This window comes from Rhodoferax sp. GW821-FHT07F03 (genome assembly GCF_059418745.1).
Genome location: NZ_JBWKQM010000019.1, coordinates 1 through 24912, shown reverse-complemented (window position 1 = coordinate 24912; position 24912 = coordinate 1). Strand labels below are relative to the sequence as shown.

Genomic DNA, 24912 nt, shown 5'->3' with positions numbered 1-24912 from the left:
CCGTTAAAAAAACCATGGCAAAAGTTTCCATCCAAAACGTCTCCAAGTCCTTTGGCAGCACGCCCGTTTTACAAGACATCAGCCTAGACATAGAACATGGCGAGTTGGTGGTGCTGGTCGGCCCCAGCGGCTGCGGCAAGTCCACCCTGCTGCGCGTACTCTGCGGCCTGGAAGCCATCGACAGCGGCACGCTGCGCATAGGCGACGACGACGTCACCCACCTGCCCCCGGCCGAGCGTGGCATCGCCATGGTGTTCCAAAGCTATGCGCTGTACCCGCACATGACCGTGTACCGCAATATGGCTTTCGGCCTGAAGATCCATGGCGCCGACAAGGCCGAAATTGAACGCCGGGTGGTGGAGGCCGCCAAGGTGCTGCACATAGACCACCTGCTGCAGCGCCTGCCGCGCGAACTGTCTGGCGGCCAGCGCCAGCGCGTAGCGATTGGCCGCGCCATCGTGCGCGAGCCGCGTCTGTTCCTATTCGACGAACCGCTCTCCAACCTGGACGCCGCGCTGCGCGCCAAGACCCGCATCGAGCTGGCCCGCCTGCACCGCGATCTGGCCGCCACCATGGTCTACGTAACGCACGACCAAATCGAGGCCATGACCTTGGGTGACAAGATCGTGGTGCTGCACGAGGGCCGGGTGCAGCAGGCCGGCACGCCGCTGTCGCTGTACCAGCAGCCCGCGAACCGCTTTGTGGCCACCTTCATAGGCTCACCCACCATCAACCTGCTGCCTGCGCGCGTCATCGAGCTGGCGGAGAACGGCGTGCGCGTGCAACTGGGCAATGGCTGCAAATTCCTGGCCACGGTGGACAACACCGGGCTGCAAGTGGGCGAATCGGTAGAGATTGGCATGCGGCCCGAACACTGTGAAATCCTCTCCGGCGACCGTGCGCCGGGTGTGGACGATGCCGCGCTGGACGCAGAGATCAGCCTTGTGGAACACCTGGGTGAATCCAATCTGCTGTACCTGAAGACCGACGACGGCCAGGAGCTGGTGGTGCGCGGCGATGGCAATGCCCTGGTGCGCCTGGGCGACTCGGTCATCGTGCGTGCCGCGCCCGAAGCCATGTACCTGTTCCGCGCCGATGGCAGCGCCTGCCCGCGCCTGCGCCCCGGCAATATGCGATCGGCCCACACGGTATGACGCAGCCAACCAACTTACCCGCACACATCCACTACCTGGTGGGGGTGGATGGCGGCGGCAGCAGCACCCGCGCCCGCCTGACCCTGCGCGACGGCACGCTGCTGGGCGAAGGCAAGGCCGGTGCATCCGGCCTGATGCAAGGCATTACCCAGGCCTGGAAAAACATCTCGCTGGCCATTGAACGTGCGACGCAGGCCAGCACGCTGGGCGACCAACCCGCGCCCGACCTGCACAACTGCGCGCTGGGCATAGGCATTGCAGGCTACAACCACACCGGCTGGCGCTCTGCCTTTCTGGCGGCCAACCCGGGCTACACCCACCTGGTCGCGGATTCCGATGTATTTACCGCTCTGCTGGGGGCGTACCAGGGCCGGCCTGGTGCCTTGGTCATCGCGGGCACCGGCACCGTGGCCCAGGCCCAGCATACGGACGGCCGGCGCTCTGGCGCCGGTGGCTGGGGCTTTCCGTCGGGTGATGAAGGTGGTGGCGCCGTGCTGGGGCTGCGCGCTGTCAACCGGACACAGCAGGCGCTGGACGGCCGCTGCCCGCCCAGCCCGCTGACGCACGCTGTACTGGAGGCCGCAGGTCCGTCTGCCGATGCCTTGCTGACCTGGTGCTGCGCCGCCGGCCAAGCCGAATTTGCCACGCTCGCCCCGCTGGTGTTCGACTGCGCAGCGCAAGATCCGTTCGCCGCCCAATTGCTGGACGAAGCCGTCCACACGCTGGAGCGCCTGGCGCTGTCGGTAGACCCGATGGGCCAGCTACCCCTGGCCATCTGGGGCAGCATAGGCCAGCGTTTGGCGCCGCGCCTGCCCGCCTACCTGCACGCACGGCTGGTACAACCCCAGGCCGATGCATTGCAAGGTGCCCTGCAGCTACTTGTCATGCACTTTGCCTAGAGTGCCCAGCTTTGACACTCTTTTTGCAACACACCATGAAACCACGCATACATACCACCCTGTGCATCGGCCTGCTGGCCGCTCTATGGACACCGGCCTGGGCCGAACCCATAGACGCGCCGGCCCAGGAGCGCGCCGCCAAGATCATCCAGACTGGCATCTACTACTACTGGAACGGTGGCGACCTGAAACAGGCCGAGAAGGACTACTTCAAGGGCATCACCCTCAAAGGCAAGTACGACATCGTAGAAAACAGCTTCCGCGAAGCCTCCAAGTTGCAGCCCGAGCGGCTGGACCTGCTGTTCGGCGTGGCCTCTGCCCAGGTGCTGCAAAAGAATACTGCGGGTGCACTGCAAACCTGGTCCGACATCTGGGCCAAGGACAAGCAGGGCTTTGAAGCCCCCATGCTGCAAGCCGCCTATCTGCGCGCCCTGGGCCAGACCGAGGCATCCGACGCCATTCTGGCCACGCTGGCGCAAACCCAGCCGGAGCGTACTCGCGCCTACCAGGACAAATTTGCCCGCGCCACCCGCATGATGGCCCTGCCCATCCGCACCACGGCCAGCCCCGGCATGCCGCAGGACAAACACGCCATCGTGGTACTGGGCTATGCGTTAGGCAAAGGCGGCGTCATGCAGCCCACCTTGCTCAAACGCCTGGACAAAGCCCTGGAGCTGACCCTGCTGTATCCCAAGGCGCCGTTGGTGCTGTCTGGCGGTGTGCAGCAAGGCGGCATCACCGAGTCCTATGCCATGGCCGAATGGCTTGCCGCCAAGGGCATAGACCGTTCACGCCTGGTACTGGAAGACATGGCCAAGGACACGGTAGGCAATGCCGTCAACTGCGCCGCCATCCTCAAAGACCTGGGCGTCAGCCACGCCACCCTGGTGTCCAGCGCCAGCCACATCCGCCGCGGCCTGACCCTGCTGGACGAAGCCAGTCGCAACCAGGGGCTGGACCTGCAATGGGACAGCCTGGTCGAGCTGGACTACCCCAGCGTGGAAGAAGCCCAGAAGGTCACTGAACAAGAGCGCGTGGTGATCTACCGCGACCTGATGCGCACCAGCGGCATCTGGGCCTTCCCCGGCATACAACAGTAAACCCAACTATGAACAGTTCCACACCTACCCATATGTACGCCGAGGCGGTCGCATCCGCCCAGCAAGTCCAGCTACAACTGGCTGCCGACGCCGACCGCTATGCAGCCCTGGGCGCCGCCCTGCGCGCCCGCCCGCCCCACGGCACCGTGACCATTGCGCGCGGCAGCTCGGACCATGCAGCCGCCTACATGGCCTACCTGATCATGGCGCGCAACGGCCAGTTGGTTACCTCCCTGCCCATGTCGCTGCTGACCCTGTACCAGGCACCACTGGCCATAGAACACATGCTGGCCATATCCATCTCGCAATCCGGCCGCAGCCCGGACCTGGTGGAGCCCATGCAGCTGTTCCAACGCGCGGGTGCCAGCACCGTAGCCCTGGTGAACGACGTGGCCTCACCGCTGGCCGCCGCCGTGGACTGGGCCATGCCCTTGCACGCCGGCCCCGAGCTGAGCGTGGCCGCCACCAAGAGCTTCATCTGCGCCCTGGTTGCCGGCGCCCGCCTGGCCGCCTGCTGGAGCGAGCAAAACGACTTCATCGCCCACATGGCCGGCCTACCCGAGGCGCTGCACCAGGCCTGCCAGCAAGACTGGTCCGCCGCCATCGCCCCGCTGCTGAACGCCGAGCGGCTGATGGTCATAGGCCGCGGCCCTGGCCTGGCCATTGCCAATGAGGCCGCGCTGAAGTTCAAGGAAACCTGCGGCATCCAGGCCGAAGCCTTCAGCGCCGCCGAAGTCAAACACGGCCCCATGGCCCTGGTCAGCGACGCCTACCCCATGCTGGTGTTCGCCCCGCGCGGCCCGGCCCAGGCCAGCCTGGTGGCGCTGGCCGCCGAGATGCGCGAGCGCGGCGCCCGCGTGCTGCTGGCCGCACCGGCCGACGTCACCAGCCGCGACCTGACCCTGGCCACCGCGCCGCACGAAGACCTGGACCCGATCACCGCCATCCAGAGCTTCTACCTGCTGGTCGAAGCCGTAGCCCGCGCGCGTGGTCAGGACCCGGACCGGCCACGGCATTTGTCCAAGGTGACCAGCACGCGCTGAGCTTGCGCCCGGGGGTTTCTCAGAAATCAGTATCAAATTGATAGCTGCTACCGCAGAGAATACTTGCGCTAGAGGCTATTTTCATTACTAAAAATTAGTCACTTTTTTGTAGTGACTCGGTTGCTTGGGCTGCTGGGAGTCGTCGATCTACGGATAGACTTTGTTGCGTTCAGCACGGTGCTGGCAGTCTCTTGCCGAGCCGCATACATCATGAAATATCTTCGCCAGCTTCTTGTTCTTTTCGCAGCTGTTGCGTGCCCCCTCGTTGACGCGCAGACGGCGAGCGCTTTGCCGCGCAGGCTCAACGACTCCCCGATTCCCGCTGCATCAAATGCATCCATTTCGGCATCCAATGCGGCTGTGTTCAAAGCTTGTGCGGCCGCTCCGACAGCCAATGGAGCATGTCCGCTTGATGCGGTCTTCGGGCTCTTCAAACTCGCCCCGAACAACGACGTGCTGGACTTCAAGGTTTCAGACACAGTCCCTCGGGTGCTCAACCAAAGCTACGGGTGGATCTTGAAACTCAACCAGATGACTGGCAAGGTCCGTGTTCTCGAACGCATGACATTGCCCGAAGCCCCGAAGACGTGGGGCGCCGGCGGCCAGCCTTACGGCACCTCAGCGGATCGCAAGACGATTTCGCTGGATGTGACCCTGACTATTTACAACGGCACCATCTCAAAGTCTTGGGACGTGGCCAATGGCGATCCTCCCGGCCACTACCTGATCAGCGCGTTCATCGAAAATTCCGCGCCGGTGCAGTTCGAGTTCGATGTCATTGATCCGCGATGACCAACCGCCCCAAACCGATATAAGTCCTCCCCGCAAATCCCCCCGCTCAACAGCAAATTGCGGCGCACCGGACTGCAAAAGCCGTCGCTACCGTGAGCCTGCATGGCTCGGGCAGGTTGAACGTGGTCCTCCAGCGGTGACTACGAATGCGCCAGTTGCATTGTGGCGACACATTGGACAAAGGCAGAATAAGGCCGAGGCTGCGTGGAAATGTTGGCTACTCGATAACTCCTGAAAACCACCCCCTCAGATCGACGCTGGTTGCGTCTTCTCTGGTTCGTTAAGGGGTCAACGCCCCTCTAAAACATGGACGTCTGGCGTTTTCACACAGCCTCGACTAGAAGCCGACGTTCACTGATGACCGTCAAAGGATTGCTTCAGGCTGGTTGCGGCCGTTGGCAGGTGTTCGGCGAATAGGTACTATCGGCCAGAACCAGTCATTGGCTTGCGCGGAAGAATCTAGCCGTCCAGCGACGAACAGATCGCGAAAACTTCAGTTGACCACAAAGTGAAAGAGGATGCCTCTATACCCAATTTATGGAGCCCGTCGTTTCAAAGCCGTAAGCTAGCGTTGCCTTCGAAGCCATGTAGCAAGCGTTACAAAGTTGCGGATGGAGAGATCGCAATGCGCGGCTGATTCGGCTTACACCAGGGTAAGAGTCACAGTAAAGAGCAGAGGTGTTGTCATGGGGACTTCGGTGCCATTAAGCAGGCTGCAGCCAGCAACTTGATGCAGCCGCCAATCCAATAGGCCAGGCGTTGTCTGTGCATGAACGGTTTTGGTGCCCTACGCTAGTTGGACGCCGTTTTTCCGGGAATAAGCGACTGTTTCTGTACCCACGCTACGAAGCGATCCACCCAGCTTTACAAGAATTCTTTGCTTTCCGTGCCGATATTGCCGTCGGTGTCAAACAGGCCTTCTTTGCCATGGAGAAAGACTTCAGGTTGGCCCATGACGGGAACGTCCAAGTATGCGAGAACGTTGCGCAAATGCTGTTGCGCCATCGCAGTACCGATTACGTCTACCGATACGCACAATATCCTCGCATGTCGCATTTGATCCACGTAAAGCAGCCCAGTTAGGTCACAGTCAACAAAACAACACAACCTCGGTCACCATAGATCGACGCTACCGGGTTCCGCTACCCAGTGGATGCACTTTTTGCACATTGGTCAGCGTGTTTTCAGCACGGAAGGTAGCGCCGTTCACATTTCTGTTTATCCCATTGGGAGGAGTCTTCGGAACGGGCTGTGGATTTCTACCCGGGTGAGGCAAGGCATGCAGCGTCGGTTCAATATTCGGAAAGAGCCACATCAGCATCTAGGACAACGGCAAAGATAACTGACCAGGACATACGGCGGTTTGAAGTTCAAAATGCGAGGCGTTGCTGGTCATCTGCGTCGACGAGCGCGCCCCCGTCTTGACGTTGTCCAGGCCGGTGTCCATTTTTCCGTAGATCGTCACCGACGACTGCAACGCGACGGTCAGTCGAATTGCAAAGGCGTCCAACAGGTCCGCTGACGCTAGTCCACCATGGTCACGGCACGCATGGTGGCCCTGGCAACCAGCGAGTCTTGAGAGATGGCCAACGGCGCAAGAGGAGTGAAGGCGATCTTGTCTGCCTCCTTCTGCGATATGCCGAGAGCTCTGAGCAGCATCGCGACGACCAGTTCTGGATAGTCCTGAGCTGCTTCTCCGGTCACTAACCTGGCAATGGCCATTAGGGCCTGGCCACCGATCAGGTCAAGCACCACTTCCGTTGACACGCGATGGAATCGCCCTGACGCGTAGCCAGCCTCGAGGTGTTGAGGTACGTACTCATAAATGAGGTTGTTTGGGCTGGCCAAGTGAAGGCCGGTACTCACGATGAAGCGCGCAAAAAGGGGGAACGCCCGAGCCTTGTAGAGGTACAGGCGCACACCGGTGGCAATGCGAACCGCGGGGTCTTTGTATTTGTTGACCTCGCTCTCGATCGCGTTGACCAGTTCGTTGCTCAGCTCTTCGGCCACCGCAAGGAGCAACTCTTCGTTGGTGCGGAAGTAATTGTAGAAGGTGCCTTGCGAGACGCCGGCGGCGGCGATCACCTCCTGGATCGCGCTGGCTCCGACTCCCTTATCGGCAAATACCGCTAACGCGCATTCGACAAGCCGCGCGCGCATTCGCTCGCGCCGTTCGGCCGCCACTCTGCTGCGATGGTCGGGCTTGTTTTGGTTGGTCATCGATGCTGAAGGAAATGAAGAAGATACGGATATTAGAAGTCTAAGGGAAAACGAGAGACTTGTCATAATGACATATACCTCAGTATGATGATGGCAAATGACTGGAGTCTTTTCAATGAACCTAGCTGACCTGCAGCTTCCCTTAATCACCAGGACCGTTCGCGTCGACGGCAGGGATATTCACTTTTCCGAGGCGGGTTCGGGCTACCCGCTATTGCTTCTACATGGTGGCGGGCCGGGCGCTTCGGGTGTGCCCAACTACGAGCGCAACATCGCGGAGTTGGCGCGCCAGTTCCGCGTCATCGTGCCGGACATGCCAGGCTACGGCAGCTCGACCAAGGGCTTGAGCCGCATCGATCCATTCGGTGACTGCGCCCGCGCGATGCTGGCGCTGCTGGACGAGCTCCAGATCTCTCGTGCCTGCGCGGTAGGCAATTCCCTTGGAGGAGCCTGCGCGTTGCGCATGGCGCTGGATCACCCGCAGCGCATCGCAGGTCTCGTGCTGATGGGGCCGGGTGGCGTCGACACTACGCGCAGTCTTCCGACGGCGGGCCTCAAGCAACTGCTGGACTACTACAGCGGCGAAGGCCCGACCAAGGACAAGCTGCGCACGTTTATAAGGCAATACCTGGTATACGACGGCAGCCGGATTCCGGATTCGGTGATCGACGCGCGATACCAGGCGAGTCTGGATCCGGAGGTTGTCGCGCAGCCGCCGCTGGTCAGGCCTAAGGGCCTGCCGAAGTTCTCGCTGGTGGACTTCACGCGCGACCCCCGGCTGCAGACGCTGCAGACGACCACGCTTGTGCTCTGGGGAACCGAGGATCGCGTCAACCGCCCCAGCGGCGCGCACTCGCTGCAACGGCGCATGCCCAACTGCGACGCTTACCTTTTCAGCCGCACGGGGCACTGGGTGCAATGGGAGCGGTCCGAGGAGTTCAATGCTGCCGTGATTGCGTTTGTGCGGAAGCAGGAGGAGGCGCAATGAACTCGCGAGCATCCATCGTCATTGCCGGCGGCGGGCCGGTGGGTATGTGTGCCGCCATCGAGGCGGCTCGACGGGGTATTGACATCATGGTCATTGAGGCGAGATCGGCCGATGCGCCTGCCGATGCCAAATGCAACACCGTGGCATCCCGCACGCTGGAGACTTTGCGGCGTTTCGGCATCGCGGATGAAGTGCGGGCCGCCGGCCTACCTGATGACTACACCACCGACGTCATCTACGCCACTAGCCTGGCGGGGCCGGAGCTCACTCGCATCAAGCTTCCGTCCCGCGATGAACGTGCCCTGGAGCCGCTTCGCGCAGACTTTCCGGATGCCCACTGGCGCACGCCCGAACCTTTCGTTCGGGTGAGCCAGCTTTACTCCAATCCGATCATCGCCCGATGCATGCATGCCACGCCTGGCATCACCGCGCGTTATGAAACTGAGGTGCTCTCCTACTCCCAGTCCGAGCAAGGCTTGTCCGTCCGGATCAGGGACAAGACTGGCTCGGAGTCCACCGTTTCATGCCAATACCTGATTGGAGCGGACGGAGGACGCAGCGTGATCCGACAGGCAATGGGCGTACGGTTGGCGGGCGATGCTGAACTCGCTCACATGCGCTCGACTTTGATCCATGCGCCTGGCTTGCGGCGCCTGTTCGGATCGCGCCGGCCGGCCTGGATGAGCTGGATCGTGAATCACCGGGTGCGGGGCGTAGTCGTCGCGATCGACGGATGCGACACCTGGCTAGTGCACCGTCAACTGCCGGCTGACGTGCGTGATTTCGAGGCACTGGACCTGCACGGTTCCATCCGTGACCTGCTTGGCGTCGATGAGAGCTTCGCTTACAACGTGCTTCACCACGAGGATTGGGTGGGACGTCGCCTGGTGGCCACCCAGTTCCGCGACGGCCGCGTCTTCCTCGCCGGCGACGCAGCCCATCTGTGGGTGCCGTTCGCGGGCTATGGTATGAACGCCGGTATCGCCGATGGCGTGAGCATTGCGTGGCTGTTGGCTAACGTACTGCAGGGCTGGGCCGATCCGGCGATGCTGGATGCCTACGAGGCCGAACGACAGCCTATCACCGAGCAGGTGTCGCGCCACGCGATGCAGAGCATGCTTGACACGTTGGAGACGCTAGGCAGCGGCACGGCGCCCGCGGCGCTTTCGTCGCGTTTTAACCCCGCGGGCATTGCCATGCGTAAGCTGATGGGCGCCAAGCTGTACAAGCTCAACGTTCCACAATTTTCGCCAGAAGGTCTGAACTTCGGCTACTACTACGAGCGCTCGCCCATCATCTCGTATGACGACGAGCAGCCGCCAGAGTATGGTATGGGCCAGATCACGCCATCGACCGTCCCTGGTTGCCGCATGCCTCATTTCTGGATTGCGTCCGACGTGTCTGTATATGACAAGCTCGGGCCGGTCTACACGCTGATCCGATTCGACGCTAAGGTTGCCGTCGATAGCTTGCTCGGTGCCGCGGCGGAGGCTGCCGTGCCAATCACATTGCTGGACGTGCCGGCGCGGCCCGGCGACCTCGCCTTCCGCCATGCGTTGCTCATCGTGCGGGAGGACCAGCACGTGGCCTGGCGCAGCGACCGGGCACCCGCCGATCCAGCAGCGCTGATCGATCTACTGCGAGCAAAGCCGACAACCAGCGCAACCGCAAGACAATGTGACACGGCTCGGTGGACCGCATGATCGATAGCTTGTTCGGCCGAGTCCACCTTGGCTATGTTCTTATCGAGTCGGCCAGGGCCGCCGCCTGGAAGCGTTTCGCGGCCGACGGAATCGGTCTGCATGTCGACGACCATGCGGCTGGCGAACTGGCCCTGCGCGTCGATGGCTGCGCGCGGCGTCTGATTGTGCAGCCGGGCCCTGCAGAGGATGTCGTGGCCCTCGGTTGGCAACTCGATGGCGAAGACGCACTGGGTCTCGCGTTGGACCGTCTGCGTGACTACGGCGCCACCGTGCAGTGGCATCCGGGTACCGATGCGGCGCTGCGCGGGGTGCAAGAATTCTGGTCCTGTGTCGGACCGAAGCGAACCGCTATCGAGCTGTTCACTCAGCCGCTGATGACACAGGAGCCGCTGCGCATGAGGGCGAGCGGTTTCTTGACGGGGAGTGCAGGACTCGGCCACACCGCCATCACCACGCGCGAGCCGGAGGCGATGCAGCGCTTCTGGCAGAAGGTGTTCGATGCTCGGGTGTCCGACTGCATCGAGGACCGCATGAGCGGCATTGATCTCGAGTTCACGTTCCTGCGCCTGAACGAACGGCATCACTCGGTCGCGATCGCGTCCACGCGCGGACTGCGCATGAACCCGCTGCGCACGAGCATCCACCACTTGAACCTACAGGTGGCGAGTCTCGATGACGTGGTGGAGGGTTATCGTCGTTGTCGTGAACTCGGTTATCCGATCGCCAACGCGATCGGTCAGCACCCGAATGACAAGGAGCTGTCGTTTTACGTACAGACGCCTTCGGGCTTCGAAATGGAGCTGGGATGGAACCCCATCGTCGTGACCGAGAAGGCGGAGCGCCACTGGACGCCTCAAGCTTACCGTGGTATCAGTCTGTGGGGCCACTATCCGGAGAACCTGAGCGTCAGCGGGAATGCGCGAAGGATCGGGCGCGGCTTGCTGTCTCTGCTGCGTCGCGAATACACTGCGGGTTCGGTGCCATGAAGAACGCAGGCATTGAATTCGACGTCGTCATCGTTGGCCTCGGGCCGTCAGGGCTGGTGCTGGCGCACACGCTCGGAATGCGTGGCGTGACGGTGCTGGTGCTGGAACGCGAGCCGGCGTTCTACGGCAACGCGCGAGCGGTCTATACCGACGGCGAGTGCATGAGGATCTTCCAGTCGATCGGCATGGCGGATCGGCTGCTGAGCGACATGATCGAAGACGTCCCCGTTCAGCTGATGCTACCGGACGGAACATGCCTGGGCACGCTGATGAATGGGGACAGACCTTACGGATGGGCCGTGAGTCAGTTCTTCTATCAGCCTTTCCTTGAGACAGCGCTTGCCGACGAATTGGCGAAGTATCCCAACGTCCACGTTCTTCGCGGGCGTGAGGTTGTGAGTTTTGAGCAGGACGATGAGGGCGTGAACGTCTCTCACGTCGTCTCGTCGAATACCGGAGCGGTACGAACAGTGCGCGCCCGCTATCTCGTGGGCGCCGATGGTGGGCGCAGTATCGTGCGCACCCGACTCGGCATCAAGATGATCGGGCAATCCTTCCCCAACCCATGGCTGGTGGTGGACATCAAGGCCAAGAAAGGGCGGGACGGACTGCGCCACGTTCCGTACTTTGCGTTCGTCTGCGATCCCGACTGTCCGACGGTCAACTGCGTGCAGCCGCAGGGTCACCACCGTTTCGAATTCATGCTCGCCCCGGGCCAGACGAAGGAGTACATGGAAGATCCGGCGACGGTGCGCCGCTACCTTTCCAGGTATGTTGACGTGGATTGTTTCGAAATCCTGCGGAAACTGGTCTACACGTTCAACGCACTGGTTGCCGACCGCTGGCGCGTTGGAAGGGTGCTGCTGGCCGGCGATGCCGCGCACATGACGCCGCAATTTATCGGCCAAGGCATGAACGCCGGCGTACGGGATGCCTACAACCTCGGCTGGAAGCTGTCCGCCGTGCTCGACGGGCTGGCCTCCGAGCGCCTGCTCGACACCTATGAAACCGAGCGCCGGCCCCACGCCGAGGCCATGATCCGCGAGGGCGTGCGTATGAAGAGCTTCGTCTCCGTCTCGCATCCCTGGATGGCGGCGCTGCGCAACGGCATCGCCCGTGCCGCGCTGCACCTTCCTGCCATCGGTCCGTTCATCCGGAAGGGCGATCATATTCCGAAGCCGGTCTATCACAGGGGCTGCTACTTCGGATTGGCTCGACGCCGGTTTGGGGGCCCCGAGGGTCGTCTCATGCCGCAACCGATGGTGCGCGCCTCGGACGGGCGCCGTCATCGGCTGGACGATGCGCTCGGCGGCGGGTTCTTGCTCCTGGGGGTGGGCGTCGATCCGCGAGCGTCGCTGCAGACGGAAGATCGGTCATGGTGCCAAGCGGCTGGCATGCGTTACGCGGCGATGTATCCCTGGGGTGGCCGCCCGTATGGCGACAAGGTCGAACGACTCTGGCCCGAGGACCTCGTCGAGCTGGAAGACATCTCTGGCGAGTGGTTTCACTGGTTGCGACAAGGCGGCGTGAGAGTGGGCAGCGTAGTACTACTGCGGCCCGACCGATTCGTATTCGGCGCCGTGCCGGCTGCGCAGCTGTCGAAATTGATCAGCCAGCTGAGCAGCCAGCTCGGAGCGCCCACCGCAGCCCCGGCACAAGCGCGGGAAAGAGGTGCCCACGAAATCCCGTCTCCGCTGCTGCACCCGAGGGGACACGCTTGATCGCATCTTCATTCGACGGCGACAGATTCGAACTGCGCTTCCAACCGCTCGCCGGAGCGCAGGACGTCTATTCCTTTCCCTGCGACGCCACCGGCAACGTGTACCTGGATGCGCTGAGCGAACGCCAGCGCATCCAATATTTCTACGCGAGGGTTGCGATGGGGCGCGAGTTTTCGATCCCCCAAAAGCATCGTTCGTCGCAGACGGAATCAGTAAATCATAAACAACTCAATATCAAGGAGGCCGCTTGAACGCGACTGAAGACATCGAACGCGCAGCACTGACGCTGCGTGAAGCCCGGGCCAATCGGACTCCTGTGGCGCCCGTCTCGGGTACGCATCCGGTCTCCGGGCTCGAAGCGGCCTACCAGGTCGCGGAGCTCAATACATACGCACGGCTCCAATCAGGACGGCGCATCGTTGGCAAAAAGGTCGGCTTGACTTCGAAGGTGGTTCAGCAGCAGTTGGGCGTTGACCAGCCGGACTTCGGCGTCCTGTTCGACGACATGGAATTCCTAGACGGTTCGGCAATCCCCTCGGGTCTACTGATCCAGCCGAGGATCGAAGCCGAGGTGGCATTCATCGTCGGCCGGGACCTGTCGGTGTCGGCGCCGACCTACGGGGAGTTTCTGAACGCGCTCGCGTATGCCTTGCCGGCGCTGGAGATCGTCGATAGCGCGATTGCCGACTGGAAAATCAGCCTGTTTGACACTGTGGCCGACAACGCTTCCTCCGCGCTGTACGTGCTCGGAGACCAGCCCGTTGCGATCGGTGCGCTGTCGCTGTCCGAACTCGGCATGACGATGACGCGCGACGGCGCGGCGGTGTCCGTCGGCACGGGATCAGCTTGCCTGGGGCATCCGTTGCGGGCAGCTTATTGGCTGGCGCAAACCATGGCACTGCGCGGGCAGGGCCTCAAGGCCGGGGAGGTCATTCTTTCCGGCGCGCTCGGTCCCATGGTTCCCGTCAAGGCCGGCGACGTCATCCAAGCCCGGATTGCGGCGTTGGGTACGGTCGGCTGCCGTATGGAGCGAGCATGACAGTGCCCAAACTGAAGGCCGCAATCATCGGCAGCGGCAACATCGGCACGGACCTGATGATCAAGATCCTGCGACACGGCCGCCATGTCGAGATGGTGGCGATGGTGGGCATTGACGCCACGTCCGACGGATTGGCTCGCGCGGCCAGGCTCGGCTTCGCGACCACCCACGAAGGTGTCGAGGGCCTTGTGAAGCTGCCGGTGTTCGACGATCTCGACCTCGTCTTTGACGCCACCTCGGCCGCCGCGCACGTGCGCAACGCGACATTCCTGCATTCGCTGCGGCCGGGTCTTCGCCTGATCGACTTGACGCCCGCCGCCATCGGCCCGTACTGCGTGCCGGTGGTTAACGGCAGCGACCACCTGGACGCGGTCAACGTCAACATGGTCACTTGCGGCGGACAGGCGACGATTCCGATGGTAGCCGCGGTCTCTCGCGTGGTCCGGGTGCACTACGCGGAGATTGTCGCCAGCATCGCGAGCAGGAGCGCCGGCCCGGGCACCCGCGCCAACATCGACGAGTTCACGGAAACCACGTCCAAGGCCGTCGAGCAAGTGGGCGGAGCGGCTAGGGGCAAGGCTATCATCGTGCTCAATCCGTCGGAGCCGCCGCTGATCATGCGCGACACAGTCTACACGCTGAGCGATCCTGCCGACGAAGCTGCCATCGAGGAGTCGATCCAGCGCATGGCGAGCGCGGTGCAGGAGTACGTGCCCGGCTATCGCCTGAAGCAGCACGTGCAGTTTGATCACATCACGTCCGACAAGCCGCTGCGCATCCCCGGCGTTGGCGTGTGCATGACGGGCTTGAAGACTTCGATCTTCCTCGAGGTCGAAGGCGCCGCGCATTATCTTCCGGCCTACGCCGGCAACCTCGACATCATGACCAGCGCAGCACTGCGCACGGCCGAGAACATGGCAGCCCGATGAACCGCAAACTCTACATCTCCGACGTCACGCTGCGTGATGGCAGCCATGCCATTCGCCATCAATACACGGTTCATCAAGTCATGACCATCGCGAAGGTGCTGGACGAGGCTCGCGTCGATTCGATCGAAGTCGCTCATGGCGATGGCCTGCAGGGCGGCAGCTTCAATTACGGCTTCGGTGCGCACACCGACATCGAATGGATCGAAGCAGTGGCCAGCGTTGTTAAGCACGCGAAGATCGCCACGCTGCTGTTGCCCGGCATCGGCACGGTTCATGACCTGAAGTCGGCCTACGATGCAGGCGTGCGCATCGTGCGCGTCGCCACTCACTGCACAGAAGCGGACATCTCGCGGCAGCACATCGAGTACGCGCGTCATCTTGGGATGGAAGCGGTAGGTTTTCTCATGATGAGTCACATGACCACGCCTAGGGAACTTGCACGTCAGGCGAAGCTGATGGAAAGCTACGGCGCAACTTGCTGCTACGTTGTTGACTCCGGCGGCGCGCTGACGATGGGCGACGTGAGAGAGCGATTTCGCGCCTTCAAGGATGTGCTCAAAGCGCAAACCGAGACTGGAATGCACGCGCACCACAACTTGAGCCTCGGTGTAGCAAATAGCATCGCCGCCGTTGAAGAGGGGTGTGATCGCGTCGACGCGAGCCTCGCCGGCATGGGGGCGGGCGCAGGCAATGCGCCACTCGAGGTTTTTATTGCTGCAGCCGAACGAATGGGTTGGACCCACGGTTGTGACCTGTCTCGACTGATGGACGCCGCTGACGACATCGTGCGGCCATTGCAGGACCGGCCGGTGCGTGTCGATCGCGAGACTCTGGCGCTGGGTTATGCCGGCGTATATAGCAGCTTCCTGCGCCACAGTGAGGCTGCGGCAGAAAAGTACGGATTGAAAACGGTGGACATTCTCATTGAGTTGGGTCGCCGACGCATGGTCGGCGGGCAAGAAGACATGATTGTCGACGTGGCATTGGATCTAGTGCAGTCGTATACGCGTTGAGTGCAATTGGAGGTAGTATGGATAGTTCATCTTTATCGATCCCCGGACGCATCGACGTCCATCACCACATCTTCCCGCCGGCATATCAGGCTGAGAACATGCGCCGCGGCATCACGCATGAGGCTGGGGCACCGATCCCAGAGTGGACGCCGCAAAAGTCCCTGGCCGTCATGGACGCGAATGGCATCCAGACGGCCATCTTGTCGCTTTCTGCGCCAGGCGTGTATTTTGGTGGCAAGGATGAAGCGGTTGCCTTGGCCCGGTCCTGCAATGAGTACGCGGCCGGTTTGCCTGCCCAGCATGGGAACCGCTTCGGATTCTTCGCCGTGCTGCCGATGCCGTTTACGCAGGAGGCTTGCCGGGAGGCGATTTTTGCGCTAGATGAGCTTGGTGCGGACGGCATTGTCCTACTCGGTAGTACCGATGGACACTTTCTGGGCGACCCTCGGTATGACGAACTGATGGTCGAACTCAATCGGCGTGAGGCTATCGTCTTCGTGCATCCGAACATGCACGCATCGAGCACGGCACTGGAGCTGGTGGCACCTGGGTTTGTGCTGGAGTTCCTGTGCGACACGACCCGCGCTGCGCTGAACCTCATTCTGCGCGGTGTTACCGAGCGTTATCCACGCATCCGCTGGATCCTAGCGCACGCCGGCGGCTTTCTGCCTTATGTCGCTTGGCGCGCGTCGCTCGTAGATGCAATACCGCACGTCCAAGAAACAGCCCCGCAGGGTGTTCTTACGTACCTACGCCGATTCTATTTCGACACCGCGTTGTCGCCGTCGGCTATGTCTATGGCGACCTTGCGAGAGCTGGTTGAGCACGATCACGTCCTCTTCGGCAGTGACTTCCCCTATGCACCAGCGCCGCTAACAGCGCTGCAAGTGCAGACGCTGGAATCGGGAACAGTTTGGGCCGAGGCTACGCGGCACGGCATTAACAGGACGCACGCACTGCAGCTGTTCCCCAAATACGCCGTATCACCTGGCTGACCGGAACAACCGCAGGTCGAATCCCTTTTTAAGGCAGGTTTTGTGAGCCCTAGCACGTGGCTCGTGGGCTGCCCTGCGCCTCGCACTTTTCAATATATCAATAACTACAGAAGGAGACGTTCATGCCACGCCACATTTCAAAAATATTTGCAATCACAATGCTCGGCCTCTTCAATCAAGCCACATATGCCGCAGAAGACTTTCAGATCCGCTACAACCTTGCAGGAAGTCTCGGTGGTGAGGTTTTTGCCCCACCTGATTCGACCGGTTTTGCCGCTGGCTTGGCCATGACTCACATCGACGTGCATAAGGTGACTGGCAATGACGGAAATTTACTCTCGAAGTCAGTGCCCGGCGGCACTGTGGCATTGCCGGCACCAACGCCTGCGGCTCTCTATCCGAACTACGGAGCGCAAGTGGCGGTAGTCAACGGAACTGGAAAGGTCAAACTATGGAATCTTGCGCTGGGTTACATCACCACGGACCAGTATGGTGGAGGGCGCATCGCCTTCGGTGCGATAGTTCCCTACGGCTTTAAGCAACAGAATTTCCGTGTAACGGCATCCACGCCGGCGCTGCGATGGAGTTCGTTGGTGCCTCCAACGACACAAACGGCGGTTGCATCGCGGTTTGATGGCGTCTATCAAGCAAACTTGGCCGGGCAGGCTGCCGCCGAGACGGGTGAGATTTCCGGCATGGGAGATATAGAGCTGCAGGCCGGTTGGCTGCATGTAGCCCGGCAGTGGCGCGTGCTTGCTGGCGCATCGTTGGTACTGCCAACCGGCCGTTATGATGCCAGCTCCGGCCCTGACATCGGCTACGGCAACTTCTATACGTTCAGGCCAGCAGTTCAACTGGGTTACCTGCCGACCCCTGACATAGCATTCGCGGGCAAGTTGACCTTTGGCTCCAATACGAAGAACCAGGACAGTAATGTCCGCAGCGGCAATTGGGCCAGCCTGGAGGGGGCCGCAGCCTATAAGACTGATTTGGGTGTCTTCGGCCTGCACACGATCTATGTGCAGCAACTCCAGGACGACTCGAACAATCCCTGGGGAGCGAGCCGCTACAGGACAGTCAATGCCGGCGGCTTCTTCACGACCAAGATTCCTGGCATTGATGCAGTGGTGACCCTGCAGTACATGAGGGCAGCCGCTTCGCGCAATGCAAAGACCGGTAACTACAATCAAATTCGGATTATCAAAGTGTTCTAACAGAAATCACTTGGCAATATCTGCATTGGCTCTCATGACAATAACTAGTGACTAGATTGAGTAGTCCACGCGCATTAGATGACCACTGTAGCGTAGCTACACCATGTTGGCATTAAAGGTCCAGCGGTCAATCTCCAGTCTCTTCGTACACCTCGAGGAGCGCGTCGCGCGTATCCGGACCTTGAAAATGAGCTGCATGATTCCGGCTTCTGGAAGCTGTCCATTTGGCGAATACGATGTGACGCTATACATCCAACTCATTTGACAAAGCTCACGATATTTAAAAGGTTGGGCTCTTCATCGCAGTTTTGCCCTTAACAGATTGCTATCTATAAAAGCGAAGTTCAACTTCTTGCTACTCACGATGCGGATATCAATGGATTGGATTTTAGATAATGGATCATGTATTCGTAAAAGGCACGCACTCGGCGTGGCAAGCGTTTTGTTGGTGGATGCAGGAAAAGAAGTTCGCCGCTACCGTAAATGAGGTTGGGCAGCACGGTAACAAGACGACCAGCGGCTACTTCGGGTTGGGCTAAGAACGTCGGCAATGCCACCAATCCTAGCCCGGTAAGTGCTGCGCGGTGTAAGAACTGGATGTCATCTGCCACTATCGAAGGTTTTTCTGTCGGCATCGGGATACCAGGAATATAGCCAGCCCTGAACGTTAACCATTGCATTCGAGCTGCTTCCTCAATTGTGTTGGGGATGCCGAATCGCAAAAGATGCCCAGGTGATGCATAGGCACGGAACTCCAACTTGGAAAGCCGTATTGCAATCAGCGATGAATCCGGTAGCGGTGAGAGAACAACACGCAAGGCCGCATCAATGTCGCCTTCAACTATATCAATTTTGCGATTCTCTATTCTTACGTCTAGACGCACGGCGGGGTAGCGGGCATGAAATCCGACGATCACATCGGGTAGAAAGTTGATTGCCATGTCAACAGCCACCGACAACCTTAGTAGTCCCGAAGGTTGCTCATCCTTTTCGGATGCACCTGCCACCGCGCCGCGAAGCCCCTGCATATGTGGTTCGATCTCGCGGTAGAACGCAACACCAGAGCTGGTCAGTGCGATCTTGCGTGTCGTACGGCTGAACAACTGAGTTCCTAACAAACGCTCCAGCGTTGCGATGCCTCGGCTAACGGACGAGCGCTCTAGGCCAAGTGTTTCACTTGCTGTCGAGAAGTTCTTCGATTTCGCGACTTCGTAAAAAAGGGAAATTAGATTTAAGTTCATTGGTGCAATTTGTGCAACACAGATGTCGCATTATCTGCCTTGATCACGCCTCATCGTATTTATAAAATTTATGTGCAGTTTGCTGAAAGTGTTTTCAGTTCTGATTACAACGAAAGAATAAAAATGGAAAAATTTCCTGCAATTGGTCATGTATGGCGAGCAGACTTTGGGGCGATGGCGTTCGATTTGGATTTTCAGTCAGAAACGTCCATGACGTTTTATGCATCTAACGGGGCCCCGGACGGGGAGAAGGAAACCGTAACTTACACCATTACGCCTCTGCGCGATGGTCAGTTTGCCGTTCGCTGGTCTGATAAAACCGGTTTCGTTGTTCACATTGAAGATTTTCAACAGAAGACAGTTCATTCATTTGTTACCTTACCCGACGGTAAGCCGCTGCTCCTTCAAGGATCTCTGACAAAGATACGTTGATTGACAACTCGCACCGCAAAAGGTGTTGGAGTACTAAGCTAGATACAACCACTTGTGCTAGCTGACTCTCAAGACAGCGTTCTGCACACATCCCATTCGTTGCAATTTTCTATATCACGAGCCTTCTCGGACAAGAGGCGTTCTTTATATCTTGGAGTATTCATGCCCAACCGCTATGCATTGATCATTTCCATGACACTTGCCTCATTGGCTTTGTCGTCTCAGGCTGATACGCCTCCGGTACCGGGTGAGGCCATCAAACCAATGGCTGAACCCTTCGAGATGAAAGTGGTTGCCACCGGCCTTGCCAATCCGCACAACATGATGCTGGGGCCTGATGGTCAACTATGGGTTACTGAACAGGTTTCACGACGCGTAGTGCGCGTTGACCCAGCAAGCGGAAAGGTGGATGTGTTGATTGAAGTGACGGACGCCGTGCATAGCAAGGATGCACAGGGTTCCGATACCCAGGATGGTTTGCTCGGACTGGCGCTGCACCCTGATTTACTCAAAGGCAAGGGACATGACTATGTCTACGTGTCGCTCACCTATGCCAGCGGGGAGGGTGGCGAGTTCCCTAATCGAACCATGATTCGCCGTTACACCTATGACGCCAAGAGCGGAAAGCTGGTATCGCCCGTGGACGTACTGAAGGGGCTTGTGTCGGCTCACGATCATCAGTCGGCGCGCCTGCTGTTCGGGCCGGACAAGAAGCTTTACTATTCTATCGGCGATCAAGGCGCCAATCAGATTTCCTATCTGTGTCGGCCGAACGAGGCGCAGGTCTTGCCCACTGCCGACGAAGTAAAAGCCGGCAACTGGGCGCACTACAAAGGCAAGATCCTTCGCCTTAATCTCGATGGCAGCATCCCGACTGACAACCCCGTGATTCATGGCGTGAAGAGCCACATTTTTGCCTGGGGAATCCGGAACACCCAGGGGATGGTCTTCAATCCGCAGGGCAAGCTCTTTGCCACTGATCATGGGCCGAACAGCGATGACGAGCTGAACCTGATACTGCCGGGGCGCAATTATGGTTGGCCAAATGTGGCCGGGCGCAAGGACAATGCGGGCTATGCGTACGCCAATTTTTCTGAGGCTAAGGGTGGCTGTGACGGACTCAAGGACCCGGCTCAAAATGGTCTTGAGGTTCCATCGAATGTGCCGATACAGCAGGAGTCCGATTGGTCCGATCCGGATTTTGTCGAACCACTGAAAACTTTCTTTACCCCAGACAGTAAATACAACTACAGCAATCCCGCTTGTTCAGAGAATGCCCTGTACTTCATCTGCTGGCCCACTATTGCACCGTCGTCTATTGCTTATTACAAAGGTGGTAAAGCTGGCGTCCCGGGCTGGGAACATTCCTTATTGATTAGTAGCCTGAAACGAGGTGTTCTCTACCGCGTGCAGCTTGATCCTACCGACAGCCTGCCGGTAGGGGACGCACAACCTATTTTCCGAACTTTGAACCGCTACCGCGAAATCGTGATTAGTCAGGATGGCGGCACCATTTACGTCGCAACTGACGTGGGTGGCCTGGGCACTGGCGGCAAGGGCAGCGCAGCATTCAAGTTGGACAACCCCGGCTCAATTCTCTCTTTTAAGTATTCGGCAGCGAAATAGTCATCTGCCGATGTTTCCTGGCAATTTCGCCACAATCTGAAGAAAGAAAACACTATGCGTACTTGGACCACCCCGCAAATCATTGAAATATGCCTCGGTTGTGAAATCAACTGCTATATGAGCGCCGAAAGCTGAGCCGGGGCCTATGTTGCACGTTATCGTACTCGGTGCGGCAGCCGGAGGAGGTTTGCCGCAATGGAACTGCGCCTGCATCGTGTGCCAGGCCGCCCGTCAAGGTAGCGGGGTGGTGCAGCAGACGCAATCGTCGATTGCCGTATCGGCCGATGGCGTGCGCTGGGTTCTGGTAAATGCTTCTCCGGACATCCGCCAGCAGTTTGCCGCCACCACTGCAATGCAGCCTAAGCGCGCGTCACGTTCGAGCCCGTTGTGTGCAGTCCTGCTGACCAATGCTGATGTTGATCATGTGGCCGGCCTACTTTCGCTGCGCGAGAGCCAAGCGTTTTCAATGTACGCGACCAACCGCGTGCAGAGTGCACTTGCCGCCAACGTTATATTTAATGTGTTGAATCGGGAATACGTCGCCCGCCGGACATACACGTTAGGCCAGCGTCAATCCGTGCTTGATGCCGAGGGCGATGATACGGGCGTGCGCGTCGAGGCCTTTCCTATTCCTGGCAAAACAGCGCTGTGGCTCGAAGATCCGAGCGCCCCCCATCTTGGCAACGTGCCAGAAGACACAGTCGGTTTGGCGCTGAGTGCAGTCGGCTCCAGTAGCCGGCTGTTCTACCTGCCTGGCTGCGCCGCTTTACCTGACTCCATCAAGGTGCATATTCAACCTGAAGACAGCCTGCTCTTTGATGGCACCACCTTTACCGAAGATGAGATGATCGTTAGCGGCACGGGCCATAAGACCGCATCCCGCATGGGCCACTTGCCAATGAGCGGCGACGGTGGTGCCATCGCGTTATGGCAAGACGTTCCTCTCAGACGTAAGCTGTTCATTCACATCAACAACACCAACCCCGTCTGGCGACCCGACAGCCCGGAACGGAGCGCGGTCCACGAGGCGGGCTGGCAACTAGCGCGCGACGGCCTGGAGTTCCACCTTGAGTGAGCTGATTACCGCCGCACTTTCCCCGGCCGAGCTTGAAGAGGCTTTGCGCGCCATCGGCAACACGCGTTACCACGACCGACATGCCTTTCATCACCTGCTGCATGGCGGCAAGCTGAATGTTGGGCAGGTTCAAGCCTGGGCGCTTAACCGGTATTGCTACCAAGCGGCTATTCCGCGCAAGGACGCCGCACTGATCAGCCGCCTACACGAGCGCGAACTGCGCCGCAAATGGGTACAACGCATCCTCGATCATGACGGCTATGGTGACGAGGAGGGAGGTATAGAGCGCTGGCTAGTCCTCACCGACGGTCTTGGTCTGGCGCGCGATTATGTCGTTTCGCAACGCGGTGCGCTGCCGGCGACCGTGTTCGCCGTGGGGGCCTACGTCGATTTTGTGGCACGTCAGCCGGCCGTCATCGCCGTGGCTTCCTGTTTGACGGAGCTATTTGCTCCGGCGATCCATCAACAGCGCATTGTCGGTATGCTTGAGAGCTACGACTTCGTCGACGAGTCGGTTCTGGCCTACTTCCGACGTCGGTTGAGTCAGGCGCCTGATGACGCCGCATTCGCGCTCGACTACGTCAAGCGTCACGCGCTGACTTTGCCCGAGCAGCAGGGGGTGTTGGGCGCGCTGACCTTCAAGTGCAACGTGCTATGGGCTCAACTCGATGCACTCTATGCTGCCTATGTTGTGCCGGGTATGATCCCGCCCGGCGCCTTCAACCCGAACCGGCCGCCATGCTGACGCTTGATAGCATGGTACAGCTCGCAGCCGGCACTCGCCTCAAGCACGACACGGTGCGTCAGCAGTGGGTTTTGCTTGGACCAGAGCGGATGCTGGTGCTTGACGACATAGCACGACTGATTTTGGAACGCAACCACAATCAAACTATCGGTGCGCTTTGCGACACGCTGGCCATCGAGTTCACTGCGCCGCTGGTCAGGGTCCGGGCCGACGTGCTAGCACTGCTCACTGCCATGAATGAGATGGGTTTTTTGCGCGATGCCTGATTTACACCCAAGCCCTCCGCTGGCCATCCTGCTGGAGTTGACCCATCGCTGCCCGCTGCGCTGTGCTTACTGCTCCAACCCGCTGGCGCTGACGCCCGCTTCGAGCGAAATGTCCACTGCGGACTGGTGTGCAGTTCTTAGTCAGGCCGCAGAACTCGGTGTGTTGCAGGTGCACTTTTCAGGCGGTGAACCGATGGCGCGGGCCGATCTGCCGGAACTGATAGCACACGCAACTGGCGTAGGCCTATACAGCAATCTGATTACTTCCGGCGTGCTGCTGGACGATGCCAGACTGGCGCAGCTGGTCGAGGCCGGGTTGTCCCATGTGCAGCTTAGCTTCCAAAGCCTCTATGAACCTGTGGCCGAAGCGTTGTCCGGCTTTAGAGGTGGTGTGATCAGAAAGCAGGCGGCGCTTGCCAGCGTCCAGGCCGCTGGTCTGGCACTGACGTTGAATTTTGTCGTGACCAGACAAAATGCCGGCGAACTCGACGCCGTGCTGTGCTATGCCGCCAAGCAGCGCATCGCTCGTGTTGAAGTCGCGAATACCCAATACTACGGTTGGGGCCTGCAGAACCGTGCGGCGCTGATGCCGAGCGAGGCCCAGCTAGAGGAGATGAGCGCATTGGTGGCCGAATGGCGGGAACGGCTGAAGGGCAGCATGGTGATCGACTATGTCATGCCCGACTACTACGCGCGTCGTCCCAAAGCTTGCATGGGCGGCTGGGCCCAGCGCTTTCTTAACGTGATGCCCGACGGCATGTTGCTGCCATGCCATGCGGCGCTGACACTTACGCATCTTGACTTCCCGCAATTTCCCGCAAGTACGCTGGCAGCGGCTTGGTTTAAGTCTCCCGCCTTTGCCGCCTATCGCGGCACTGAATGGATGCCCGAGCCTTGCAGCAGCTGCGAAGACAAGCAGAAAGACTGGGGCGGCTGCCGCTGTCAGGCCTTGGCGCTAGCTGGCAACGCTGGCACACTGGACCCTGTGTGCGAACGTTCGCCAAAACACCAGCATGTCATCAGATGGGCGCACCACGAATCCCAACTTGGCGATGTACCGCTGCAGTTGAGGCACTTTTCACCTTTAATCGATGCAACATCGCGTACCGAAATACGCATACCGTCGTTTTGAAAGTTGAACCCCTGGGTGCTTTGATCGACGTCATGCGCCTGGGAGTTGGCCTAGGGGGTGATCACAGATGCGCTTGCTGCAAGCGATAGCACCTTGCGGCGACTAGACAAGTGCGACGGAATACCTCCCAAAACACTTAGGCTTGTAATGAACCGAAGTGTTATAAGGCTGAGTGTGTTCGGAAATTTGCACGACACATCACGGGCAGTTGCGACGTGCCATAAAACCACCTTGAAGTTTTTCCAATGATGTTACATAAGGTCAGATAAAGCAGTTCGGCCAACACGTCATCGATGGCAGCTCGAAAAAGTGGCGAGTCGAGATCTAGAAATTTTGTTTACGACTTTAACTATGACCGTTGTTAAATCGTAACGCCGCAAACCCGCATGAATGTTAGGCCCTTGTTTAATAAAGTCGTAAACAGCGCCCTAGCATTCATGCGGGTTTGAGGGGCGTTGGATTTTAGAGACGTTTTTTAAAGTCGTAAACACTCGGGTAAATCGTTGTTGCGACAGGCCGCTATGGGCCGAGGCTGTGTGAAAACAGCTAAACAATCCTCTCGCGATTCGGCCCAGACATCGTAAACCCGTTTTCTTTCT

The 24912-nt window shown here is 59.5% G+C and carries 25 protein-coding genes and 1 pseudogene; 22 read left to right on the top strand and 4 right to left on the bottom strand.

All coding sequences use genetic code 11. The annotated features are described in order from the left end of the window. Window positions 1–14: 14 nt before the first annotated feature. From AC07R0_RS23935 to AC07R0_RS23915, 5 genes are all read left to right on the top strand, one after another. Window positions 15–1154, top strand: a complete 1140-nt coding sequence (locus AC07R0_RS23935; RefSeq protein ID WP_495106763.1) for an ABC transporter ATP-binding protein — start codon at window positions 15–17, stop codon at window positions 1152–1154. After that, window positions 1151–2053 carry a glucosamine kinase nucleotide-binding domain-containing protein gene (locus AC07R0_RS23930; protein ID WP_495106762.1) on the top strand — a complete coding sequence of 301 codons (903 nt, stop codon included), beginning with the start codon at window positions 1151–1153 and terminating at the stop codon, window positions 2051–2053. Before AC07R0_RS23935 ends, AC07R0_RS23930 begins: the two co-directional genes overlap by 4 nt. Window positions 2054–2088: 35 nt before the next feature. Next, window positions 2089–3153, top strand: coding sequence for a YdcF family protein (locus AC07R0_RS23925; RefSeq protein WP_495106761.1), 1065 nt, complete (start codon window positions 2089–2091; stop codon window positions 3151–3153). An 8-nt stretch (window positions 3154–3161) separates the two neighbouring features. Further along, window positions 3162–4196 (top strand): SIS domain-containing protein, encoded by a 1035-nt coding sequence (locus AC07R0_RS23920; RefSeq protein WP_495106760.1) that lies wholly within the window; start codon window positions 3162–3164, stop codon window positions 4194–4196. Window positions 4197–4406: 210 nt separating this feature from the next. Beyond that, entirely contained in the window at window positions 4407–4988 is a 582-nt protein-coding gene (locus AC07R0_RS23915; RefSeq protein WP_495106759.1) for a PM0630 family protein, read from the top strand. An 864-nt stretch (window positions 4989–5852) separates the two neighbouring features. On the opposite strand, the pseudogene AC07R0_RS23910 reads toward AC07R0_RS23915, so the two are convergent. From AC07R0_RS23910 to AC07R0_RS23900, 3 genes and pseudogenes are all read right to left on the bottom strand, one after another. Further along, a pseudogene (locus tag AC07R0_RS23910) lies at window positions 5853–6035 on the bottom strand (NADPH-dependent FMN reductase); the annotation flags it as partial. A 274-nt stretch (window positions 6036–6309) separates the two neighbouring features. After that, a complete protein-coding gene (locus AC07R0_RS23905) occupies window positions 6310–6498 on the bottom strand; it encodes a hypothetical protein (protein ID WP_495106758.1) in 189 nt (62 codons plus the stop codon). A 14-nt stretch (window positions 6499–6512) separates the two neighbouring features. Then, window positions 6513–7208, bottom strand: coding sequence for a TetR/AcrR family transcriptional regulator (locus tag AC07R0_RS23900; RefSeq protein ID WP_495106757.1), 696 nt, complete (start codon window positions 7206–7208; stop codon window positions 6513–6515). 115 nt (window positions 7209–7323) lie between these two features. Between AC07R0_RS23900 and AC07R0_RS23895 the strand changes: the two genes are divergently transcribed. The 10 genes from AC07R0_RS23895 to AC07R0_RS23850 all read left to right on the top strand — a co-directional run bounded on the left by AC07R0_RS23895 (window position 7324) and on the right by AC07R0_RS23850 (window position 17796). Then, window positions 7324–8196 carry an alpha/beta fold hydrolase gene (locus AC07R0_RS23895; RefSeq protein ID WP_495106756.1) on the top strand — a complete coding sequence of 291 codons (873 nt, stop codon included), beginning with the start codon at window positions 7324–7326 and terminating at the stop codon, window positions 8194–8196. Continuing rightward, window positions 8193–9899, top strand: a complete 1707-nt coding sequence (locus AC07R0_RS23890; RefSeq protein ID WP_495106755.1) for an FAD-dependent monooxygenase — start codon at window positions 8193–8195, stop codon at window positions 9897–9899. Before AC07R0_RS23895 ends, AC07R0_RS23890 begins: the two co-directional genes overlap by 4 nt. Continuing rightward, complete coding sequence (locus AC07R0_RS23885) at window positions 9896–10885, top strand: VOC family protein (RefSeq protein WP_495106754.1); 990 nt, start codon at window positions 9896–9898, stop codon at window positions 10883–10885. The genes AC07R0_RS23890 and AC07R0_RS23885 overlap by 4 nt, the downstream gene beginning before the upstream one ends. Next, the gene (gene mhpA / locus AC07R0_RS23880) at window positions 10882–12606 is read left to right on the top strand and encodes a bifunctional 3-(3-hydroxy-phenyl)propionate/3-hydroxycinnamic acid hydroxylase MhpA (protein WP_495106753.1); all 1725 of its coding nucleotides are present in this window, start codon (window positions 10882–10884) and stop codon (window positions 12604–12606) included. Before AC07R0_RS23885 ends, mhpA begins: the two co-directional genes overlap by 4 nt. Continuing rightward, a complete protein-coding gene (locus tag AC07R0_RS23875) occupies window positions 12603–12857 on the top strand; it encodes a hypothetical protein (RefSeq protein WP_495106752.1) in 255 nt (84 codons plus the stop codon). Before mhpA ends, AC07R0_RS23875 begins: the two co-directional genes overlap by 4 nt. Next, window positions 12854–13645, top strand: coding sequence for a 2-keto-4-pentenoate hydratase (locus AC07R0_RS23870; protein ID WP_495106751.1), 792 nt, complete (start codon window positions 12854–12856; stop codon window positions 13643–13645). The genes AC07R0_RS23875 and AC07R0_RS23870 overlap by 4 nt, the downstream gene beginning before the upstream one ends. Further along, the gene (locus AC07R0_RS23865) at window positions 13642–14574 is read left to right on the top strand and encodes an acetaldehyde dehydrogenase (acetylating) (protein ID WP_495106750.1); all 933 of its coding nucleotides are present in this window, start codon (window positions 13642–13644) and stop codon (window positions 14572–14574) included. Before AC07R0_RS23870 ends, AC07R0_RS23865 begins: the two co-directional genes overlap by 4 nt. Beyond that, window positions 14571–15587 (top strand): 4-hydroxy-2-oxovalerate aldolase, encoded by a 1017-nt coding sequence (gene dmpG, locus AC07R0_RS23860; RefSeq protein WP_495106749.1) that lies wholly within the window; start codon window positions 14571–14573, stop codon window positions 15585–15587. The genes AC07R0_RS23865 and dmpG overlap by 4 nt, the downstream gene beginning before the upstream one ends. A 17-nt stretch (window positions 15588–15604) precedes the next feature. Then, window positions 15605–16582, top strand: coding sequence for an amidohydrolase family protein (locus AC07R0_RS23855; protein WP_495106748.1), 978 nt, complete (start codon window positions 15605–15607; stop codon window positions 16580–16582). 122 nt (window positions 16583–16704) lie between these two features. Further along, on the top strand, window positions 16705–17796 hold the full coding sequence (locus tag AC07R0_RS23850; RefSeq protein WP_495106747.1) for a transporter: 1092 nt from the start codon (window positions 16705–16707) through the stop codon (window positions 17794–17796). A gap of 359 nt (window positions 17797–18155) precedes the next feature. On the opposite strand, the gene AC07R0_RS23845 is transcribed toward AC07R0_RS23850, so the two are convergent. After that, entirely contained in the window at window positions 18156–19037 is an 882-nt protein-coding gene (locus tag AC07R0_RS23845; RefSeq protein WP_495106746.1) for a LysR family transcriptional regulator, read from the bottom strand. Window positions 19038–19076: 39 nt separating this feature from the next. Between AC07R0_RS23845 and AC07R0_RS23840 the strand changes: the two genes are divergently transcribed. The 7 genes from AC07R0_RS23840 to pqqE all read left to right on the top strand — a co-directional run bounded on the left by AC07R0_RS23840 (window position 19077) and on the right by pqqE (window position 24313). Then, a complete protein-coding gene (locus tag AC07R0_RS23840) occupies window positions 19077–19469 on the top strand; it encodes a MoaF-related domain-containing protein (RefSeq protein ID WP_495106745.1) in 393 nt (130 codons plus the stop codon). A gap of 162 nt (window positions 19470–19631) precedes the next feature. Then, complete coding sequence (locus tag AC07R0_RS23835) at window positions 19632–21095, top strand: glucose/sorbosone family PQQ-dependent dehydrogenase (RefSeq protein WP_495106744.1); 1464 nt, start codon at window positions 19632–19634, stop codon at window positions 21093–21095. Window positions 21096–21149: 54 nt separating this feature from the next. Further along, window positions 21150–21230, top strand: coding sequence for a pyrroloquinoline quinone precursor peptide PqqA (gene pqqA, locus AC07R0_RS23830; protein WP_495106799.1), 81 nt, complete (start codon window positions 21150–21152; stop codon window positions 21228–21230). 10 nt (window positions 21231–21240) lie between these two features. Then, window positions 21241–22170, top strand: a complete 930-nt coding sequence (pqqB, locus tag AC07R0_RS23825; RefSeq protein ID WP_495106743.1) for a pyrroloquinoline quinone biosynthesis protein PqqB — start codon at window positions 21241–21243, stop codon at window positions 22168–22170. Next, complete coding sequence (gene pqqC, locus AC07R0_RS23820) at window positions 22163–22915, top strand: pyrroloquinoline-quinone synthase PqqC (protein WP_495106742.1); 753 nt, start codon at window positions 22163–22165, stop codon at window positions 22913–22915. Before pqqB ends, pqqC begins: the two co-directional genes overlap by 8 nt. Continuing rightward, on the top strand, window positions 22909–23181 hold the full coding sequence (gene pqqD, locus AC07R0_RS23815; RefSeq protein WP_495106741.1) for a pyrroloquinoline quinone biosynthesis peptide chaperone PqqD: 273 nt from the start codon (window positions 22909–22911) through the stop codon (window positions 23179–23181). Before pqqC ends, pqqD begins: the two co-directional genes overlap by 7 nt. Further along, the gene (pqqE, locus tag AC07R0_RS23810) at window positions 23174–24313 is read left to right on the top strand and encodes a pyrroloquinoline quinone biosynthesis protein PqqE (RefSeq protein WP_495106740.1); all 1140 of its coding nucleotides are present in this window, start codon (window positions 23174–23176) and stop codon (window positions 24311–24313) included. The genes pqqD and pqqE overlap by 8 nt, the downstream gene beginning before the upstream one ends. Window positions 24314–24912: the final 599 nt, after the last annotated feature.

What these genes read in the sequence shown, in the direction of transcription:
- AC07R0_RS23935 (WP_495106763.1), top strand. Translation starts at nt 15, where the DNA reads ATGGCAAAAGTTTCCATCCAAAACGTCTCCAAGTCCTTTGGCAGCACG.
- AC07R0_RS23930 (WP_495106762.1), top strand. Translation starts at nt 1,151, where the DNA reads ATGACGCAGCCAACCAACTTACCCGCACACATCCACTACCTGGTGGGG.
- AC07R0_RS23925 (WP_495106761.1), top strand. Translation starts at nt 2,089, where the DNA reads ATGAAACCACGCATACATACCACCCTGTGCATCGGCCTGCTGGCCGCT.
- AC07R0_RS23920 (WP_495106760.1), top strand. Translation starts at nt 3,162, where the DNA reads ATGAACAGTTCCACACCTACCCATATGTACGCCGAGGCGGTCGCATCC.
- AC07R0_RS23915 (WP_495106759.1), top strand. Translation starts at nt 4,407, where the DNA reads ATGAAATATCTTCGCCAGCTTCTTGTTCTTTTCGCAGCTGTTGCGTGC.
- AC07R0_RS23900 (WP_495106757.1), bottom strand. Translation starts at nt 7,208, where the DNA reads ATGACCAACCAAAACAAGCCCGACCATCGCAGCAGAGTGGCGGCCGAA.
- AC07R0_RS23895 (WP_495106756.1), top strand. Translation starts at nt 7,324, where the DNA reads ATGAACCTAGCTGACCTGCAGCTTCCCTTAATCACCAGGACCGTTCGC.
- AC07R0_RS23890 (WP_495106755.1), top strand. Translation starts at nt 8,193, where the DNA reads ATGAACTCGCGAGCATCCATCGTCATTGCCGGCGGCGGGCCGGTGGGT.
- AC07R0_RS23885 (WP_495106754.1), top strand. Translation starts at nt 9,896, where the DNA reads ATGATCGATAGCTTGTTCGGCCGAGTCCACCTTGGCTATGTTCTTATC.
- mhpA (WP_495106753.1), top strand. Translation starts at nt 10,882, where the DNA reads ATGAAGAACGCAGGCATTGAATTCGACGTCGTCATCGTTGGCCTCGGG.
- AC07R0_RS23865 (WP_495106750.1), top strand. Translation starts at nt 13,642, where the DNA reads ATGACAGTGCCCAAACTGAAGGCCGCAATCATCGGCAGCGGCAACATC.
- dmpG (WP_495106749.1), top strand. Translation starts at nt 14,571, where the DNA reads ATGAACCGCAAACTCTACATCTCCGACGTCACGCTGCGTGATGGCAGC.
- AC07R0_RS23855 (WP_495106748.1), top strand. Translation starts at nt 15,605, where the DNA reads ATGGATAGTTCATCTTTATCGATCCCCGGACGCATCGACGTCCATCAC.
- AC07R0_RS23850 (WP_495106747.1), top strand. Translation starts at nt 16,705, where the DNA reads ATGCCACGCCACATTTCAAAAATATTTGCAATCACAATGCTCGGCCTC.
- AC07R0_RS23845 (WP_495106746.1), bottom strand. Translation starts at nt 19,037, where the DNA reads ATGAACTTAAATCTAATTTCCCTTTTTTACGAAGTCGCGAAATCGAAG.
- AC07R0_RS23835 (WP_495106744.1), top strand. Translation starts at nt 19,632, where the DNA reads ATGCCCAACCGCTATGCATTGATCATTTCCATGACACTTGCCTCATTG.
- pqqA (WP_495106799.1), top strand. Translation starts at nt 21,150, where the DNA reads ATGCGTACTTGGACCACCCCGCAAATCATTGAAATATGCCTCGGTTGT.
- pqqB (WP_495106743.1), top strand. Translation starts at nt 21,241, where the DNA reads ATGTTGCACGTTATCGTACTCGGTGCGGCAGCCGGAGGAGGTTTGCCG.
- pqqD (WP_495106741.1), top strand. Translation starts at nt 22,909, where the DNA reads ATGCTGACGCTTGATAGCATGGTACAGCTCGCAGCCGGCACTCGCCTC.
- pqqE (WP_495106740.1), top strand. Translation starts at nt 23,174, where the DNA reads ATGCCTGATTTACACCCAAGCCCTCCGCTGGCCATCCTGCTGGAGTTG.